General features: G+C 50.6%; 13 protein-coding genes. 1 reads left to right on the top strand and 12 read right to left on the bottom strand.

The genetic code is table 11. The annotated features are described in order from the left end of the window. Positions 1 to 145 precede the first annotated feature (145 nt). Complete coding sequence (locus BP71_RS00815) at positions 146 to 646, top strand: OsmC family protein (protein WP_496375587.1); 501 nt, start codon at positions 146 to 148, stop codon at positions 644 to 646. Here the strand turns inward: BP71_RS00815 and bioA are convergent. The 12 genes from bioA to BP71_RS00755 all read right to left on the bottom strand — a co-directional run bounded on the left by bioA (position 575) and on the right by BP71_RS00755 (position 14998). Further along, the gene (bioA, locus tag BP71_RS00810; protein ID WP_496375585.1) at positions 575 to 1906 is read right to left on the bottom strand and encodes an adenosylmethionine--8-amino-7-oxononanoate transaminase; all 1332 of its coding nucleotides are present in this window, start codon (positions 1904 to 1906) and stop codon (positions 575 to 577) included. The two genes, BP71_RS00815 and bioA, sit on opposite strands and share 72 nt — an antisense overlap. A gap of 35 nt (positions 1907 to 1941) precedes the next feature. Then, positions 1942 to 2574 (bottom strand): dethiobiotin synthase, encoded by a 633-nt coding sequence (bioD, locus tag BP71_RS00805; RefSeq protein ID WP_496375583.1) that lies wholly within the window; start codon positions 2572 to 2574, stop codon positions 1942 to 1944. Then, positions 2561 to 3676 carry an aminotransferase class I/II-fold pyridoxal phosphate-dependent enzyme gene (locus BP71_RS00800; RefSeq protein ID WP_496375581.1) on the bottom strand — a complete coding sequence of 372 codons (1116 nt, stop codon included), beginning with the start codon at positions 3674 to 3676 and terminating at the stop codon, positions 2561 to 2563. The genes bioD and BP71_RS00800 overlap by 14 nt, the downstream gene beginning before the upstream one ends. Next, positions 3648 to 4280: a hypothetical protein gene (locus BP71_RS00795; protein WP_496375579.1), complete on the bottom strand. Its 633-nt coding sequence runs from the start codon at positions 4278 to 4280 to the stop codon at positions 3648 to 3650. The genes BP71_RS00800 and BP71_RS00795 overlap by 29 nt, the downstream gene beginning before the upstream one ends. Positions 4281 to 4380: 100 nt before the next feature. After that, a complete protein-coding gene (locus BP71_RS00790) occupies positions 4381 to 5142 on the bottom strand; it encodes a GntR family transcriptional regulator (RefSeq protein WP_496375577.1) in 762 nt (253 codons plus the stop codon). Between the two features lie 88 nt (positions 5143 to 5230). Further along, positions 5231 to 7207, bottom strand: coding sequence for a sialate O-acetylesterase (locus BP71_RS00785; protein ID WP_496375575.1), 1977 nt, complete (start codon positions 7205 to 7207; stop codon positions 5231 to 5233). 16 nt (positions 7208 to 7223) lie between these two features. Then, a complete protein-coding gene (locus BP71_RS00780; protein WP_496375573.1) occupies positions 7224 to 8981 on the bottom strand; it encodes a class I mannose-6-phosphate isomerase in 1758 nt (585 codons plus the stop codon). Then, the gene (locus BP71_RS00775) at positions 8971 to 9921 is read right to left on the bottom strand and encodes an ROK family protein (RefSeq protein WP_496375571.1); all 951 of its coding nucleotides are present in this window, start codon (positions 9919 to 9921) and stop codon (positions 8971 to 8973) included. The genes BP71_RS00780 and BP71_RS00775 overlap by 11 nt, the downstream gene beginning before the upstream one ends. A 72-nt stretch (positions 9922 to 9993) precedes the next feature. Then, positions 9994 to 11364 (bottom strand): sugar porter family MFS transporter, encoded by a 1371-nt coding sequence (locus BP71_RS00770; protein WP_496375569.1) that lies wholly within the window; start codon positions 11362 to 11364, stop codon positions 9994 to 9996. Positions 11365 to 11366: 2 nt separating this feature from the next. Next, positions 11367 to 12575: a DUF5005 domain-containing protein gene (locus tag BP71_RS00765; protein WP_496375567.1), complete on the bottom strand. Its 1209-nt coding sequence runs from the start codon at positions 12573 to 12575 to the stop codon at positions 11367 to 11369. A 61-nt stretch (positions 12576 to 12636) separates the two neighbouring features. Continuing rightward, positions 12637 to 13479, bottom strand: coding sequence for a hypothetical protein (locus tag BP71_RS00760; RefSeq protein ID WP_496375565.1), 843 nt, complete (start codon positions 13477 to 13479; stop codon positions 12637 to 12639). Positions 13480 to 13498: 19 nt separating this feature from the next. Continuing rightward, complete coding sequence (locus BP71_RS00755) at positions 13499 to 14998, bottom strand: RagB/SusD family nutrient uptake outer membrane protein (protein WP_496375563.1); 1500 nt, start codon at positions 14996 to 14998, stop codon at positions 13499 to 13501. Positions 14999 to 15002: the final 4 nt, after the last annotated feature.

Raw genomic sequence — 15002 nt, 5'->3', positions numbered from 1 at the left:
AAATCCGGTAACAGTCCATCTGATCCGTGAAATACATCTTCTTCAAGACTAATTACCTCAAAGCGATCACTTTGCGGACAATAGTGATACCTTACAGCAGATTCGAAAAAAAGATCTGAGTAGATCCAATAAGAAACTGTGGTTTATGAAATCGGAAGAATTAAAGAACCTGCAAGGTCCGCTCAAAGAGCAATACAACACGCACCCGGACACCGCCATGATTACCCTCAAAGCGCAGGGCGAAATTGGGGAAGGGATCTCCTGTAAAGTCGAAACCGGCAGGGCGCTGGTAGAAGCCGGACTGCACCCTGCCACCGGAGGCAATGGTATGCTCGCGTGCTCAGGTGATATGCTTCTGCAGGCGCTCGTAGCATGCGCGGGTGTGACGCTGAGTGCGGTGTCGACAGCCATCGGGATCGAGATAACCGGAGGCTGCGTTAGGGCAGAAGGCGATCTGGATTTCCGCGGGACAATAGGTGTGTCAAAAGAAGCTCCTGTGGGGTTTAAACAGATACGCCTTTCTTTCCATCTGGAATCCAGCGCAACTCCTGAACAAATACAAACCCTCACAAAACTAACTGAAAGATATTGTGTTGTTTATCAATCCCTGGTCCGGGGAGTTGATGTCGACGTCCGGTTTGACTAATGCTATCAAATCAAAAATACACTGATAGATATAGGCTAAATCCTCCTCCGAGATGCAATAAGGAGGCACCAGGTAAAGAATATTCCCCAAAGGCCGTATCAGAATATTCCGGTCCAGAAAGAAATCGTAGAGAAGGGTTTGAACTGAATTAAAATAGGAAGTTTCATTTTCGGTTTTCCACTCCACGGCCAGGATCGTTCCGCATTGCCTTGCTGCCAGGTAGGCCGGGTAGCCCCCGATTTGCCTGACAAACGCAGCATGCTGATTGCAGATGCGTTCTATATTTTTCTGTGTAGACTCCTGCAATAACAAATCCAGACTTGCCAATGCAGCGCTGCATGCCAGCGGATTAGCCGTAAAGGAATGTCCATGAAACAGTGCTTTTGTTTTATCATCGGAATAAAAGGCGTCATATATTTCCTGCGTACAGGTAGTCAGTCCCATGGGCATGGTCCCCCCGGTTAATCCTTTTGAAAAACACATTACGTCGGGTTCAAAGGACAGGTGATCGGATGCAAACAGTTTTCCTGTCCGGCCAAATCCTACAAAAATCTCGTCCTGGATCAGCAAAACACCCTTTGACCGGCAATAACCCATCAGTTCCGATAAGTCGTCGGCATCGTGCATTTGCATTCCACCGGCGCCTTGTACGAGCGGTTCATAAACAAAGCATGCCAATTCGGCCGCACATTGGTCTATGACCTCTTTTAGCCCAGACAAATTGCCTTTTGAGGGTGTATCGATAAACATAACCTCAAAAAGGAATTCCCCGTACGGTGCCGTCCATGTGCCGCGCCCGCTCACCGACATGGCTCCGAACGTGTCGCCGTGGTATCCATTGCGGAAGGCCGCTATCTTGCTCCTGCGAACACCACGGTTTTGATGGTACTGGATACACATTTTCAGAGCTACTTCGATCGCGGTCGAGCCGTTGTCGGTATAAAACACCTTTTGCTGATTGCCGGGCAGTAATGCTAATAACCTTTCAGACAACTCGATGGCGGGCACATGGGTAAATCCGGCGAAAATGACTTGTTCCAGCGTTTGCAACTGCTCCGAAACTTTTCGGGCAATGTAGGGATGTGCGTGCCCATGTAACGTTACCCACCAGGAGGAAACGGCATCGATGTATCGCTTGCCATTGGCGTCAAATAAATAGGCCCCCTCGCCTCTCACGATGGGAATCGGCCGCGCCGTCTTCATTTGCGTGTATGGATGCCAGTTAACCTGCTGGTCGCGTCGGATCAGTTCCTGTTGCATGTTTATTATTTTAAAGCTCAAAATTGCGTTGGCACTCAATCCGCACGGGTCTTTCGCGAAATCTCCCGAGCAACGCTGTAAATCACTTCCCTGGTTAACGGCGCCATTTCCGGCAGCTCGATTACCCTCGTATCTGCCGGGGTATGTTTTTCCAGAATAGCTCTGGTTGCAGGATTGAACGGGCCGTTAAATACCACATAGGCTATCGGTATACATCGGGACTGCAATGCATGGATTGACAGCAAGGTATGATTGATACATCCCAGGTAGTCCCGAACCACCAAAACCGTCGATAGTTTCAGCTGCGCGATCAGATCGATGATGAAATGATGGTCGTTGACCGGTACAAACAACCCACCTGCGCCTTCCACAACGAGCGGTCGCGCGGTGTCCGGCAACTCGAAATCTCCAAGTCGCATCGCGGTGTTTTCAGCCGCCGCCGCCTGATGCGGGGAGACAGGGAGCCGGAAGCGAAAACGCTCGGGATATATATGCAAGTGACTGTCAATCAATTCACCGATGATCATACTGTCTGTACGAAGAAGGTCCCCCGACTGTATGGGTTTCCAATAGTCGGCCTGGAAATGCTGAGCAAGCACAGCCGATACGACCGTTTTTCCCACGCCGGTCCCGATGCCGGTAATGAACAGCCCTCTATTGGTATTCATATTTTTTTATGATCGTGCACAGTTTGTCTATTTCCTGATCTGAATTGAAGGCATGCACGCATACACGTAAACGTTCCACACCCACCCGGACAGTAGGCGCAAAGAGTGAATACGCCTGGATATTAGCCTCTTGTAACGTTCTGGCAACCTCCCTCAACTGGTGTGTGGAAGAAAATCGAACGACCTGAACAGGGCTTGCTTCCTGAGAAATACCCGATAACCGGTACTTTCTGAAATGACGGATACGCGCTTGCAGGCTGACGGCCAGATGCCTGTGCTTATCCAGATATTCATAAGCTACCCGGATACTCAGAACCTGTATGTCCGGCATTGCGGTGGAATAGATAAATGGAGAGGCAAAGTTGATCAGATAGTCTTTCAGTAAACGGTTGCCCAATATTGCGGCTCCCTGGACGCCCATAGCTTTCCCAAATGTGACGACGGTTGCCAGAACGTCGCGTTGCAGATCAACCGCATGGACCAGGCCCATTCCGAAAACACCCACCGCATGCGCTTCATCCACTACCACCCCTGCGCCGTATTTCCTGGACAAATCCACAATGGCGCTTAACGGAGCAAAATCACCATCCATCGAATACAGACTTTCCACAGCGATGATCACGTTGCCCTTTGCCTTTCTTAATAATTCTTCCAGGTGGGACATGTCGTTGTGCCGAAACTTCCATCTCTCGGCTTTCGACATCAGGCAGCCGTCATGAACCGACCTGTGAATCAGTTCGTCGACCAGAATCGTATCGTGCCTGGCGGCTATGCAGGAAAAAAGGGCCAGATTGGCCTTATATCCAGAAGGAAACAGCAACGCGCTTTCCACCCGATGTGCCGCCGCTATAAAATCTTCCGCCTCTTCCGCTGCCAAAGAATTTCCGCTGATCAGCCGGGCTCCGGTAGCTCCTGTGAGGCATCGGGTGTCGCTCCGGATCGCATCTAAAATAATGTGCTGAAAATCAACGTCCGCCGATAAACCCAGATAGTCGTTGGAACAGAAATCGACACCGGTACCCGCTGATCTCAACTCACGTAAATGCCCCTCTTCCTTCCTCCTGATCAGGGCTTTATGCCAATGCAACTCCAGCGTGTTCATGACCAAAAATCTCTTCCGATATCGCATTAAGCCAGCCCTCAAACAGTCGTGTTTCTATGGCGGAGAGATGAGAGGCATGTTCTTGCCAATTCTGATCAAAAAGCGCCAGCATCGTCGTCATCTCCTCCAGATGACCTTCCTCTTCCACAATAATTGACTTCACCGTAACCTTTGACCGTTGCGCCGTCAGCACATCCTGATAGGCCGGATACAGTACGTCGGCCCTAACTTCGATGACATAGGTCACAAACAGGTAGGATGCGTATTTCAGGGCATTCCCGACCAGACCAAAATGCTTTTTCAGATAGCGGGCGCATTGCATATCCAGGCTGTGCAGGTACTGCCTGGTGTGAAGAGGCGCCAGCAATTCAAAAGACGGATCGCGGCTGTGATCACCCCCATCGAGCTTTTGAATCTGCTTTTTGAGATAATAGGCATGGCGATGCTCTTCCGCGGCATGTTTCAACTGAACGATGCTTACGCTCGACGGATCCTCAGCGGCCGAAATCTTTCGTGCCCCTGCGTTTTCCATAAACGAAAGGGTATTAAGCCATTTCTCATGTAATCCCCTGTCCAGGACAATCTTGGTTAGTATTTCTCTCATCATCTTTTCTTTGCGACGAAAGTAATAGCTCCATGACAGGGCGGCAGGTGCCAGTTTCAAAGATTAGGGGTAGTCCGGCAATTCACTTCCAGCAGAAAGCTTACCTGTTGATATCGATTTCATAGGTAAAACTGTCGCCCCGGTAATAACCCAGATTATATTCAATGGGTCTTTCGCCAGGGTCCAGCACCAGTCTCTTCCTGAACAGGATGGGCGAGCCTTTGGGGATGTGCAGCTGGTGCGCGATGTGCTCGTCTGCGGCAATGGCTTTGATTTGCTCTTTGGAAACAAATGGAACGGTGGCGTAATCCTGCTCCATGATTTCGTACAGGTGCCTGGAAAAATCTTCCTTGCCAGTAAGCCCCACACGCGGATGAAAGTACGAAACGAACAAAACAAACGGGCCGTCGGCCAGGCCTCGCAACCGTTCGAGGCGCAATACTTCCTTATCCTTCTGTATCCGGAGCATATTGGCCACATCGCTGCTTGCTTTAACCCAGTCGATCCTGATATTAAAATTATGGAAGTCCATTCCCTGGCTGTTCATTTCAGAGCTGAAACTGACCCAGTTGACGAGCTTGGTACTAACCGTATTCTTGATGGTGCGGGTACCTACTCCCTTTTTGCGTTCGAGCAGGTTTTCGTTCTGAAGCTTGTTGGTGGCCTGTCGTATGGTATTGCGCGATATGCCCAGGCGTTTGGCCAGCTCCACTTCTTTGGGAAGCATTTTGCCATTTTTATATTCAGGTAGTTCGATCAGGGTCCGGAGCAGGTTCTCGACCTGAACGTGAAGCGGCAGAGGACTGCCATGGTCAATTCTGAATTCGATCGGGTCTGCTTCTGCGTTGTGCTGTATTTCCATACGCCAAAGTTAATAAACTCACAATTTAAATCTTTCCCTGCAAATCCGTTCGCTTGCCCGCGCGGCCCGACCCGACCTGGGCGGCTCCCTAGAAACGGGGACCGGCCTGGAATTTTTTGCCGTCGGTGATCCCTTTCCACTGGTCGGTGCGGAAAGGGTTGGCAGGTAGTCCGGCTTTGTTGAATAAATTGAGGTCACCCGGGTTATCACTCCATGCGTAGCGTACGGCCACGGGCGCAGGTACCTGATCCGAAAACACCACCACTTTGTCGCCCGCAATACGGGCCAGCGCCCAATGGAACTGCCGGTCTGCACCGGCTATCTGAAAACCTTTCACAAAACCATATTTATCCGTCGTATGCATGCCGCCGGCAGTGGGTTGATAACTGATCATTGCCTCCCTGCCTTTGATCTCCATTTTGCTGAATACCGGCCCCTGCGCATCTGTTTCCTTCCGATACACCATTTTTAATGCGGCCAGAGCCAGCCTTTTCCCGACCTCCTCCTTCTTTTTCGGATGGATATCGTCCGCTTCCCCCAGGTCGATGGCCGTGGCCATGGCGGTGTTCGGCAATTGCAGTGCCAGGGCCTGTGCTTCCCTCAGTTCCGCCCAGGTACTCTCCTTCGGTTCCGCTGCTTCCTCCATATAATTAGCCAGTTGCACGAAAATGAAGGGTAGCTGATCGTCATTCCAGTTCTTGCGCCAACTCCGGATCATCGCCGGAAAAAGCGATCGGTATTCCTCAGCCCTCTCGGCATTGGATTCGCCCTGATACCAGATCGCCCCTTTGATCGCCAGCCTACCCAGCGGCGCGATATTCGCATTAAACAAAACACCAGGGGAAGAAAAGGGAGTAGCATCGGGTACCACCGGTTTCGGAAATTTCGCGGCCTCAATGGCGGACCCTTTTTTATAAAACCATTTCCCCCACAACACCGGGTTTCCCCAGAATGAAGACGTCGTAAAGCCGCCAATGCCACCGGTATCGAATACCCGCACTACCAGCAGGTTATCCTTTGGTTTCAGCACAGAAACCGGCACTTTGTAGTTGCGATGGTTGTGCGCGCCAAAGGTCTCTCCCACTTTCACCCCATTGACCCAGGCAATGTCGTAATCATCGATTTGCGAGAGTTGAAGGTTTAAAGAATCCTGTGTTTTGCCTGCGTCAAAGTCAAAGGTGGTTTTAACCCAAACAGCCCCGTCGAAATCTTTCAGATCGGGCTCCTGCTCCCAGGTATTGCCGGAGAGATTAATGGCTTTCCAGTCTGAAAAATCGGTTTCAGGCAGATACCATCGCTCTTTAACACCCGGCCCCCGGTAGTAATGTCGGCCATACCATTTCTTCTTATACCGCTCAAAATCGGCATTCAATTCTGCAAAACTCTTACCGGTGCTCACAGTTGGCCGCATTTCTTCCTGAAAAACCGGAAACTGCAACAGCGACTCATTGCTCATCCACGTCTCGACTGCCGTAGCACCCAGGTTATCGCTAATGAGTCCGATCGGCACATTCAGGTCTTTGTTCACGCTTTTGCCAAAATGATAGGCTACCGCCGAAAACGCTTCGATATTATCGCGGCTCAGTTCCTGCCAGCCTATGCCCTTGAGATCCTCACGGGGTTGGTAATCCATTTCAGTGAGTACCGTAAAAAAACGGATCCTATTTGCCCTTATGAACGCTGTGTCGATTTCCTGAAAACCCGTCTGTTTTACTTTCCACTGCATGTTCGACTGCCCGCCACAGATCCAGACATCGCCGATCAGCACATTTGAAAACATGAGCTCATTCCTACCCTTCACTGTTAACGAATATGGCCCGCCCGCAGGCATCGCATCCAGTTTCACCAGCCATTTGCCTTTCGCATCCGATTGAACCGCTTTGGCATTCCCTTCCAGCCCGACCTCGACCTGCTCGCCCGGAGCTGCCCACCCCCACACCGCTATGGGTTTGTCGCGCTGCAACACCATATTGTTCGTAAAAATCTGCGGCATCCGCACCTGTCCTGCCAGGGTTAACGCGTGCAGGAGCAGGAGGGAGAACAGAAGGGGCGTTTTGGTTAGCATAGGATTATATAAATGGTCAATGATCGGCCCTTACATAAGCTTTCAGCGTCGCACATTTTTTCCCGGCCGATTGACCGAACGGGGCGATCGTATAGGCCGGCACATTGGCAGGGACGATGAATGTCTCCGCATAATGGATCACACAGGGTTCAAAAAGCCCCTCCGGACTCTCTACGACTACCTCTTCTCCTTCCACCAGATTGATCACATTCAAATTTCCGTGTGTGTAATGGATTACCTTGGTGTCAAACCAATGCCTTCTTGTTTCGATAAACTGGGAAGCATACAGGCCTGTGGATTCTTCCTTCACATGGTCGTCCCCGGAAATTTCAGTGATGTTATTGAAAAGGTTTTCTTTCACCCAATCCTCATCCCGGGTCCAGTCGATCACGTTTTTGCCGTGCTCAATATTAATAGGCCGCGGCTTACCATCGAGCCCCAAACGTCCCCAATCCCACAATTTGAATGTAAAAATATAGGGAGTCGCAGATATTTCGAGCACAACGGCGTTCTTTCCGGAGCAATGGATCGTACCCGCGGGGATTAGGATATGGTCATGCTTTTTGACGGGCAGCTTGTTCACATATTTTTCCGCATCAAAATCTGCCGAACCGCTCTGCGCTTCTTCCAGGTCTGCAATCATATCGGCCGCATTGACCCCCTTGTGCGTACCCAGATACACGCAGGCATCGTCCTCCGCTTCCAAAAAGTAGTAGCTTTCATCCTGCGTATAACCCATTCCGAACTGTTCCTGTATGTATGCGCGCGTCGGGTGCACCTGCAAGCTCAGGTTACCGCCTTCCATTGTATCGAGGAAGTCGAACCGGATGGGAAATTCGGCTCCGAACTCCCTGTAAACCGATTCACCGAGCAGTTGTTTTGGCCTGGCCAGCACCAGGTTCATGGACGGAAGCTCAAAAGTGTGTTCGCCGAATTTGAAGAGCAGGCTGTTTTCTTCGGGTACACAGTCGAAACCCCAGGCGTAATTGACTTCCTCCCGGTCCAGGTCCACCACCTCTTTGAGCCATTGGCCACCCCAGGGGCCCGGATCGAAAAACGGAACGACCCTGAATGGCCGGTTGACCGCTTCATTCAATCCCTGGTGGTAGATCTCCGCACCGACCATTTTGGGTTCGGCGGGAGTATTGGCATCGATGAAATAGTCGATCCGCGTGAAAAAATTCATTTTATGGCGGTCGAATACGCGCCAGTCGAGGAAATAGCCCTGTTTGTATTTCAATGCGAAACTTTCATCCCGGTTATCCACTCCGAAGTTTCCTGTATCGTTCCGTTTCATCCTTTTCTGGATCTCCCAGCGCGCTAGATCGGCATAGATCAGCAGGTCGGCGTCCGCAAAAAGAGCTGCCCCTTCACCACAGATCACGAGCGTGCCCGAATCCAGCGACCGCACGCGCTCCTGCTCCCGGTGAAGGTTATCCATATGAAAGAAATCCGTGATTTCCAGGCTGTTCATTTTTCCGAAAACCTGATCGTCCGTCACAAACGGATACGCCATCGCACGGATATCGGCGGGATTTTTAAGGAAATCATTGGTATTGATCAACGTTGCACCTTCCAGGTTTTCCTTTACTGCATTCAACACTTCCTGAGCCGCCACCCCGTGGTACAAATCCAGGCAGATCACCGTTTTGGCTTTGTTTTTAGTTTCAATAAAATGCTTCACTTCGCGGAAGATCTCCCCCCAACCCACCAGGCATTGGTCTGATGATTTACTTACTTTAACAAATGGAAACTTGTCGTAATTAGAACGCATTATCAGTATTTTTTTGATTTATTAATTCACATACCCCCAATATCCCCGCATACTCCGGTTGCGATGCCACCACGAGCTCCACATCGGTCGAGTTGATCCAGGCGTGTTTGTCGATCATTTGTCTGATATGGGGTAAAATCATGTGGCCGCTTTTCATAATGCCGCCGCCAAAGATGACCTTTTCAGGGTCGTAGGCGTGAATCAGATTGATCACACACAATGCCCATACTGTCAGGCAGCGGTCTTTTAATTCCATGGCTAACCGATCTCCTTCTTCCGACAGTTGAAAAAGGTTTTTAAAATCAATTACTGCCAGGCCGGCCAGCTTGCTTTGCGGAAAGCCCGGTGATTTTTGTGCTATCTGCGTGAGTACCCAGGTCGAGCTTTCGCTTTCCACGCAGCCGATATTCCCGCAGTTGCACACATCTCCTTCGAAATTGATCGTGGTATGTCCCCCCAGGTTACCACCCACAAAGTGCTTTCCGCGCAGGGGCGCACCATTCACGAGCACGCCAGTACCCACGCCTGTACCCAGGGTTATCAGTACCAGATCTGAACTTCCGGTACCCACACCATGCTTCCATTCTCCGATCAACGCAGCCCTCGCGTCATTTTCGACCACGATCGGCACGCCAAAATGCGTATTTGCCCACGCATTGAGGTCTATGTTTTCGGCGCCGGGATATTTCACATATCTGGATAAAATGGCCCCAGTGTAAAAATTGACAATCCCCGGAAAGGCAAAGCCAATTCCTGTAAGCCGATAGTCGCCGCCAGCCAGCAAACTGCTGATCTCCACTACAATATCCTTCAATCTTTCTTCGAAAGTTGATCCGGAAGCAGCCTCTATATTCCTGTCTGCCAGGATACTGCCCTCGCAAACAAGCCCGAGCTTAATCCGTGTGCCTCCGAAATCGACACCAATGGTGATGTTTTTCATTGTTACTTCGGCTTTCGGCAGTTGGCCGTCGGCTCTTTACTGTTGAATTATTACTATTGTTGTTTTTTTGACCTACCAGCTCCGCTCGATTTCCTCCAAACTCTTGTTCTTGGTTTCCGGGATATTTCTGATCGTGAAAATCCAGATAATGACTGCATTGACCATAAATATCCAGAAAGTCGTTGCCCCGCCGAATGTTTTCAGGAAGAACGGGGTAAGCTGTGTAATGGCCACGACACCAATCCACAAGACCAGCGTCGCCAGCGACATGGCGATCCCGCGGATCTTGGTCGGGAATATCTCCGACATCAATACCCAGGGAATCGGTCCCAATGAAACCGCGAAACTGGCGATGTACCCGAGTATGAAAATAAGCAGCCATGGCCCCTGATCGAAGTGGAAATGGAAACAGATACCTGTGGCAAAGAGGCAGATCACCATCCCCGCCACACCCCAGATCAGCAAACTGCGCCGGCCTGCACGGTCGATCAGCCAGATGGCCACCAGGGTGAAAACCATATTCACCAATCCGATGATGATGGTTTGGGTAAACGCGGATTCCGCCCCGAAACCAATGCTCTTAAATATCTCCGGAGCGTAGTAAATAACCGCGTTGATTCCGGTGATCTGCGAAAACAGCGCCAGAACAACGCCGATCAGCAATGGCTTGCGCAATTTTGTGTCCATCAGATCTTTCAAACTCCCTTTTTCATCGCGCAGGCTGTCAGTAATTTCCCTGAAAATTTCCAGCGAGACTGCTTTCCCGTTGATCTTTTCCAGGATCTGTTTGGCCAACCCCTCCCTGGACTGCGCCGCGAGCCAGCGCGGGCTTTCAGGCACAAAAAACAGCAGGACGAAAAACACAAAGGCCGGAATCACCTCCGAGCCGAGCATGTAACGCCAGCCATACTCGACATTCCAGGCTTCATCACCCGCCTGACTGATTTTGAGATTGATTACATATATAATATTGATTCCCAATACAATAGCCAGTTGGTAAAACGTCACCAACCTGCCCCGTATGTGCGAAGGCGCGATCTCTGAAATATACATGGGACAAAGCATCGACGCCGCCCCTACCCCGATCCCGCCAAGCAAACGCATGATAATGAAGGTCGTGAGGTCGTTGGCAATCGCTGAGCCATACGCAGGCACGGCAAAAAGGACTGCCGTGCCGATCAAAACGGCTTTACGGCCATACCGGTCGCTGAGGTAGCCGGCCGTCATCGCGCCGAGCACGCAGCCCCAGATCGCACTACTGGCGGCCCAGCCGACCATCAACGGCGAGAGATTGAATTTCGTTTGCAAGTACCCGATCGCACCGGCAATAACGGCGGTGTCGTAACCAAACAGAAACCCTCCGAATGCGGCAACGCTGGTAATGAGAATGATGTACGGAAGGTTATTTTCCGTCGGTACCGCTTTTCTTTGCTGATCGATCATGGTCAAGGGTTTGTAGATGAAGCTTTTTCTTTGAATTTGACGCGAACGAACCGAGGACGGTATAAATTGGGTTTCCTTTTCACGACCTCGAAGAACTTGAAACTGTTGACATTATAGGAAATCAACAGTTCACTCGGGGCCGACAATGCCGGATGGGCCTTCGCATTGTAGGTAAAGAGGTCGGGGTCCTGAATGTCATTCGAGGTTTTATACAGAACGATCCTGGGCCCGAATGGTCCCACCGGAGTAGGCCCTACCTGCATGCATATCTCCGGAAAAAGACTGCCCAGTTGATACACCAGGGCATACCTACCTTCCGACAGACGGCTCACACTCAGCTCATTGGAAACCGAGTCGCTCAGTGCCGCCACCGATTTGACGTCTTTCGACCAGCCGCTGCCATTCCAGAACTCCCACTGATCGAACGCCCCGACCTGCGCAGGTTTTACGCGCGCCGAAACCAGCTTTTTGGTCAGGCCTTTGGTACCATATACATAAACAAAACCGTCCGGCTCGGCTTCTCCCGCCGACGCGCTGTTGTTGAATACCCCCGCTCCAAAAGAAATGGTTTCCTCCCCGCTTTTATAATTGTTGAACGGCAGTTCTGATTGCTCCTGATCCGAATAGGGAAAGGGACTGCCCGCCGGAATCCGGATGAGCGCATTGCCGGTTTCCTTGAAGGGGAATGCAGAATTATCGTGGGTATTGGTGATTTTGTAGGCAAAAATAAACAGGTCCTTGTTCACATCCGGATTGGCAAAACCATCACCCAGCCAGAAATAGGTATCCTTATCCGATTTATCCGTTTTGGGTGTAAAAACAGCTTTGAACGCCCCATTTTCCTTCGCCATTCTGAAAGTTATGTGCGTTGAATCGGGTGTTTTGCCTTTCAGCAGTGCCATGGAGTTGTTGATCATCACATAGCCTGGTTTCAGTTTGTCGCCCGCTACCTCGCCAACCATCGTATCACTGAACAGGAACAACAGGCTATCGCCTTTTTCCGAATCCTTTCCCGAAAACGGGATAGCAAAAATGCCGTCGCCGCCAAACCAGCCCGATTTCCTCAAAAACAAATTGGTCCATTCCGGGGCCGGTTCTGCTGTAAATTCCTTCTCATCGATCTCCGGCCTGGACACATCGAGCTTATCCTCAGAGGATTGCGGACCACAGGAAAACAGGACTGTTATGAAAAACAGGATACAGTATTTCATCAGGGTTAGTTTTTTGTTAAATATAATTGAATATGTCTATATGTATGAACATACTATTCAGTTATTTCGGCCCTGCCTTGTAAGTGTACAGGAACGTTTCAATGCCCAGTCCCAATGCGGTTAGGTCCACAGTGAGTTCGAGCTTCATTTCGTCGGTCGTAAGCAAGCGCACCTTGTAGGTATCCACCACTGTGGCCGGGTTAAAGAGCCCGTGATAGGTAATCGCAAATGTTTTCTCGTCGGCACTCAGTACCCATTTGTCATACACATTGAAGCCATCGAACTGACAACTGCCCGTGGCGGTGTCGGTCCCATACAAGTAGTTAAGCGTGCCGTCCTGGTTGAAAAGTATTGCATTGTCCTTCTCGCAATCATTGATAACCTCCTTGTTCTTCTCGTTCACGTGCAGGATGGAGGTGAGGCTCCATTTCTTTTGCGGAATATTGTCCCTGGGCGAGAGGTTTACCTGCATCGTCAGGTCCGAAACTTCTTTGGCCCCGGATGCATTCACCGCTTCGAACGAGAATCCCACAAGCTGGTCCACATCCGCGCTGAGGGTACGATAAGTGAAATCGTAGGTAAACGAATTTCCATTTGCATTCACCGTCATTTCGCCATTGGTGCCATAGCTGGCGTCCACGATCAGGTTTTTTGTTTTCCTGATCTTAAGACTCGTGAGCCCGGCAGGCGATTCCACCGTTACTTTCACGGCAACTTGTCTGCCCGATTCACTTTTCAGACTGTATTGTCCGTGTCCTAGCGCCTTGTCGGCAGCCAGCTCCACTTTAAAGCCGTCGTTATCAAAGTAATCCGCCGGCGTCTGTTTCTCATCTTCGCAGCTGAGACTCACGGCAGACAGCCATAGAACCATCAGCAGGCGCATATATTTCGAAATCCTGATCATGTTGAATGCGTTTTAGAGATTAAAAACCGGGGTTTTGCGGCAAATTGGGGTTAACATCCCGTTCCTGCTGCGGAATCGGAAATACCTGGTAATTTTCACTCAGCACCGGAATCGGTGTGGTGTATTCGGTGTCCTTGGCCTTATGAACCCGGTCGCCCAGCTTGTTCATCCGCACGAGGTCAAACCAGCGCTGTCCTTCCCCGATAAACTCCTTCCGTCGCTCGTCCAGAACGGCGTCCCGGAAAGCCGCGATCGCATTGATCGTCACCGGCGTGAGTCCCGCCCGGGTTTTCACCTTATTGAGATATTCATTGGCAGCCGGGAAATTGCCCAGCTCCGCCTGCGCTTCCGCATACATGAGCAGGACATCCGCGTAACGGATAACAGGAAAGTCATTGGTAGAACCGCCAGCTGTGGGGTCGGCGGCCTCGTCCCAGTACTTTTTAATATAAATATTACTCAGCGTCACCACTTTACCGTCGTCGCCGGTGAATGAGGTCATGTAAGTCGCTGCTTTTCTGGCATCATTGGGCAGATAAGAATTGTACAGGTCTTTGGTGACGGTCTGCCAGCCCTGGGTATTGTTCACTTTATCCCTGGCCGTCGAAAGTTCGACCGGCAAAAGCCGTACATTAAACTGGCCTACCTCCCAGAAAGAAATGGTACCGCCTCCGTCCCCGAACCCGACCGAGAAAATGGCTTCCTTACCACCCCGGCTCGAAAGCTTGAATGCATCGGCATAACTTGTCCATAAACTATATACGTTGGAGTCGATCACCTTTTTGGCCTCCGCCGATGCATTGGTAAAATCCTTTCGGGTGAGGTACACCTTGGCCAGCAGAGCCTGCGCTGCACCCTGGGTAGCACGCCCTTCCTGAATCTGGCCGTCCTTCGGCAGGTTGGAAGCGTCTTTCAGGTCCTGCATGATCTGTGCATACACCGCATCCGGTGTAGCGGAAGCGGGTTCAAGCGGATTGCTTTCTCCGATCAGCAACGGCACTTTCCCAAACATCCTTACCAGATTGAAGTACATCAATCCACGCAGGAACTTCGCTTCGTTCACGAGCCTGTCGCGCGTGGCCGCATTCATGGCTATGCCCGGAATGCGGTTGACCGCAATATTGGCCAGGTAAATAATTTTGTAATGTATCCGCCAGATTTCCAACAGATTGGCATTATCCGAGTTATAAGAAAATGTGGCAAGCTGGTCGTTGTAAATGGCCCCCAGCTGGTTATTTTTCATGTTATCCGATGCCAGATCGGCCGTGATCCAGAAAGTACTGTGGTAAGCCCCGGCCGTATTCCCCGGAAAGGGTCCTGCAAAATCCAGGTTGTACGAGCCCAGGTAGGAATAAATGGCGTTTACCGCCGCTATCGCGTCCTGTTCGGTTTTGTAATAATTGGTCTGGGAAACTGTGTTCTGAGGGTTTTCTGTCAAAAAATCCTGGCAGGAAAAATTCACTGAACACAGCACAAAGAACAGGAAGGCCGTTTTGATTTGATATACTGCATATTTCATAGCT

The sequence above is a fragment of the Dyadobacter ginsengisoli DSM 21015 genome, assembly GCF_059568735.1.
Note: the sequence above shows the minus strand (reverse complement) of the source record. Positions and strands in the feature narration are given on the sequence as shown.

What these genes read in the sequence shown, in the direction of transcription:
- BP71_RS00800 (WP_496375581.1), bottom strand. Translation starts at nt 3,676, where the DNA reads ATGAACACGCTGGAGTTGCATTGGCATAAAGCCCTGATCAGGAGGAAG.
- BP71_RS00755 (WP_496375563.1), bottom strand. Translation starts at nt 14,998, where the DNA reads ATGAAATATGCAGTATATCAAATCAAAACGGCCTTCCTGTTCTTTGTG.
- BP71_RS00765 (WP_496375567.1), bottom strand. Translation starts at nt 12,575, where the DNA reads ATGAAATACTGTATCCTGTTTTTCATAACAGTCCTGTTTTCCTGTGGT.
- BP71_RS00790 (WP_496375577.1), bottom strand. Translation starts at nt 5,142, where the DNA reads ATGGAAATACAGCACAACGCAGAAGCAGACCCGATCGAATTCAGAATT.
- BP71_RS00760 (WP_496375565.1), bottom strand. Translation starts at nt 13,479, where the DNA reads ATGATCAGGATTTCGAAATATATGCGCCTGCTGATGGTTCTATGGCTG.
- BP71_RS00780 (WP_496375573.1), bottom strand. Translation starts at nt 8,981, where the DNA reads ATGCGTTCTAATTACGACAAGTTTCCATTTGTTAAAGTAAGTAAATCA.
- BP71_RS00775 (WP_496375571.1), bottom strand. Translation starts at nt 9,921, where the DNA reads ATGAAAAACATCACCATTGGTGTCGATTTCGGAGGCACACGGATTAAG.
- BP71_RS00815 (WP_496375587.1), top strand. Translation starts at nt 146, where the DNA reads ATGAAATCGGAAGAATTAAAGAACCTGCAAGGTCCGCTCAAAGAGCAA.
- bioA (WP_496375585.1), bottom strand. Translation starts at nt 1,906, where the DNA reads ATGCAACAGGAACTGATCCGACGCGACCAGCAGGTTAACTGGCATCCA.
- BP71_RS00785 (WP_496375575.1), bottom strand. Translation starts at nt 7,207, where the DNA reads ATGCTAACCAAAACGCCCCTTCTGTTCTCCCTCCTGCTCCTGCACGCG.
- BP71_RS00795 (WP_496375579.1), bottom strand. Translation starts at nt 4,280, where the DNA reads ATGAGAGAAATACTAACCAAGATTGTCCTGGACAGGGGATTACATGAG.
- BP71_RS00770 (WP_496375569.1), bottom strand. Translation starts at nt 11,364, where the DNA reads ATGATCGATCAGCAAAGAAAAGCGGTACCGACGGAAAATAACCTTCCG.
- bioD (WP_496375583.1), bottom strand. Translation starts at nt 2,574, where the DNA reads ATGAATACCAATAGAGGGCTGTTCATTACCGGCATCGGGACCGGCGTG.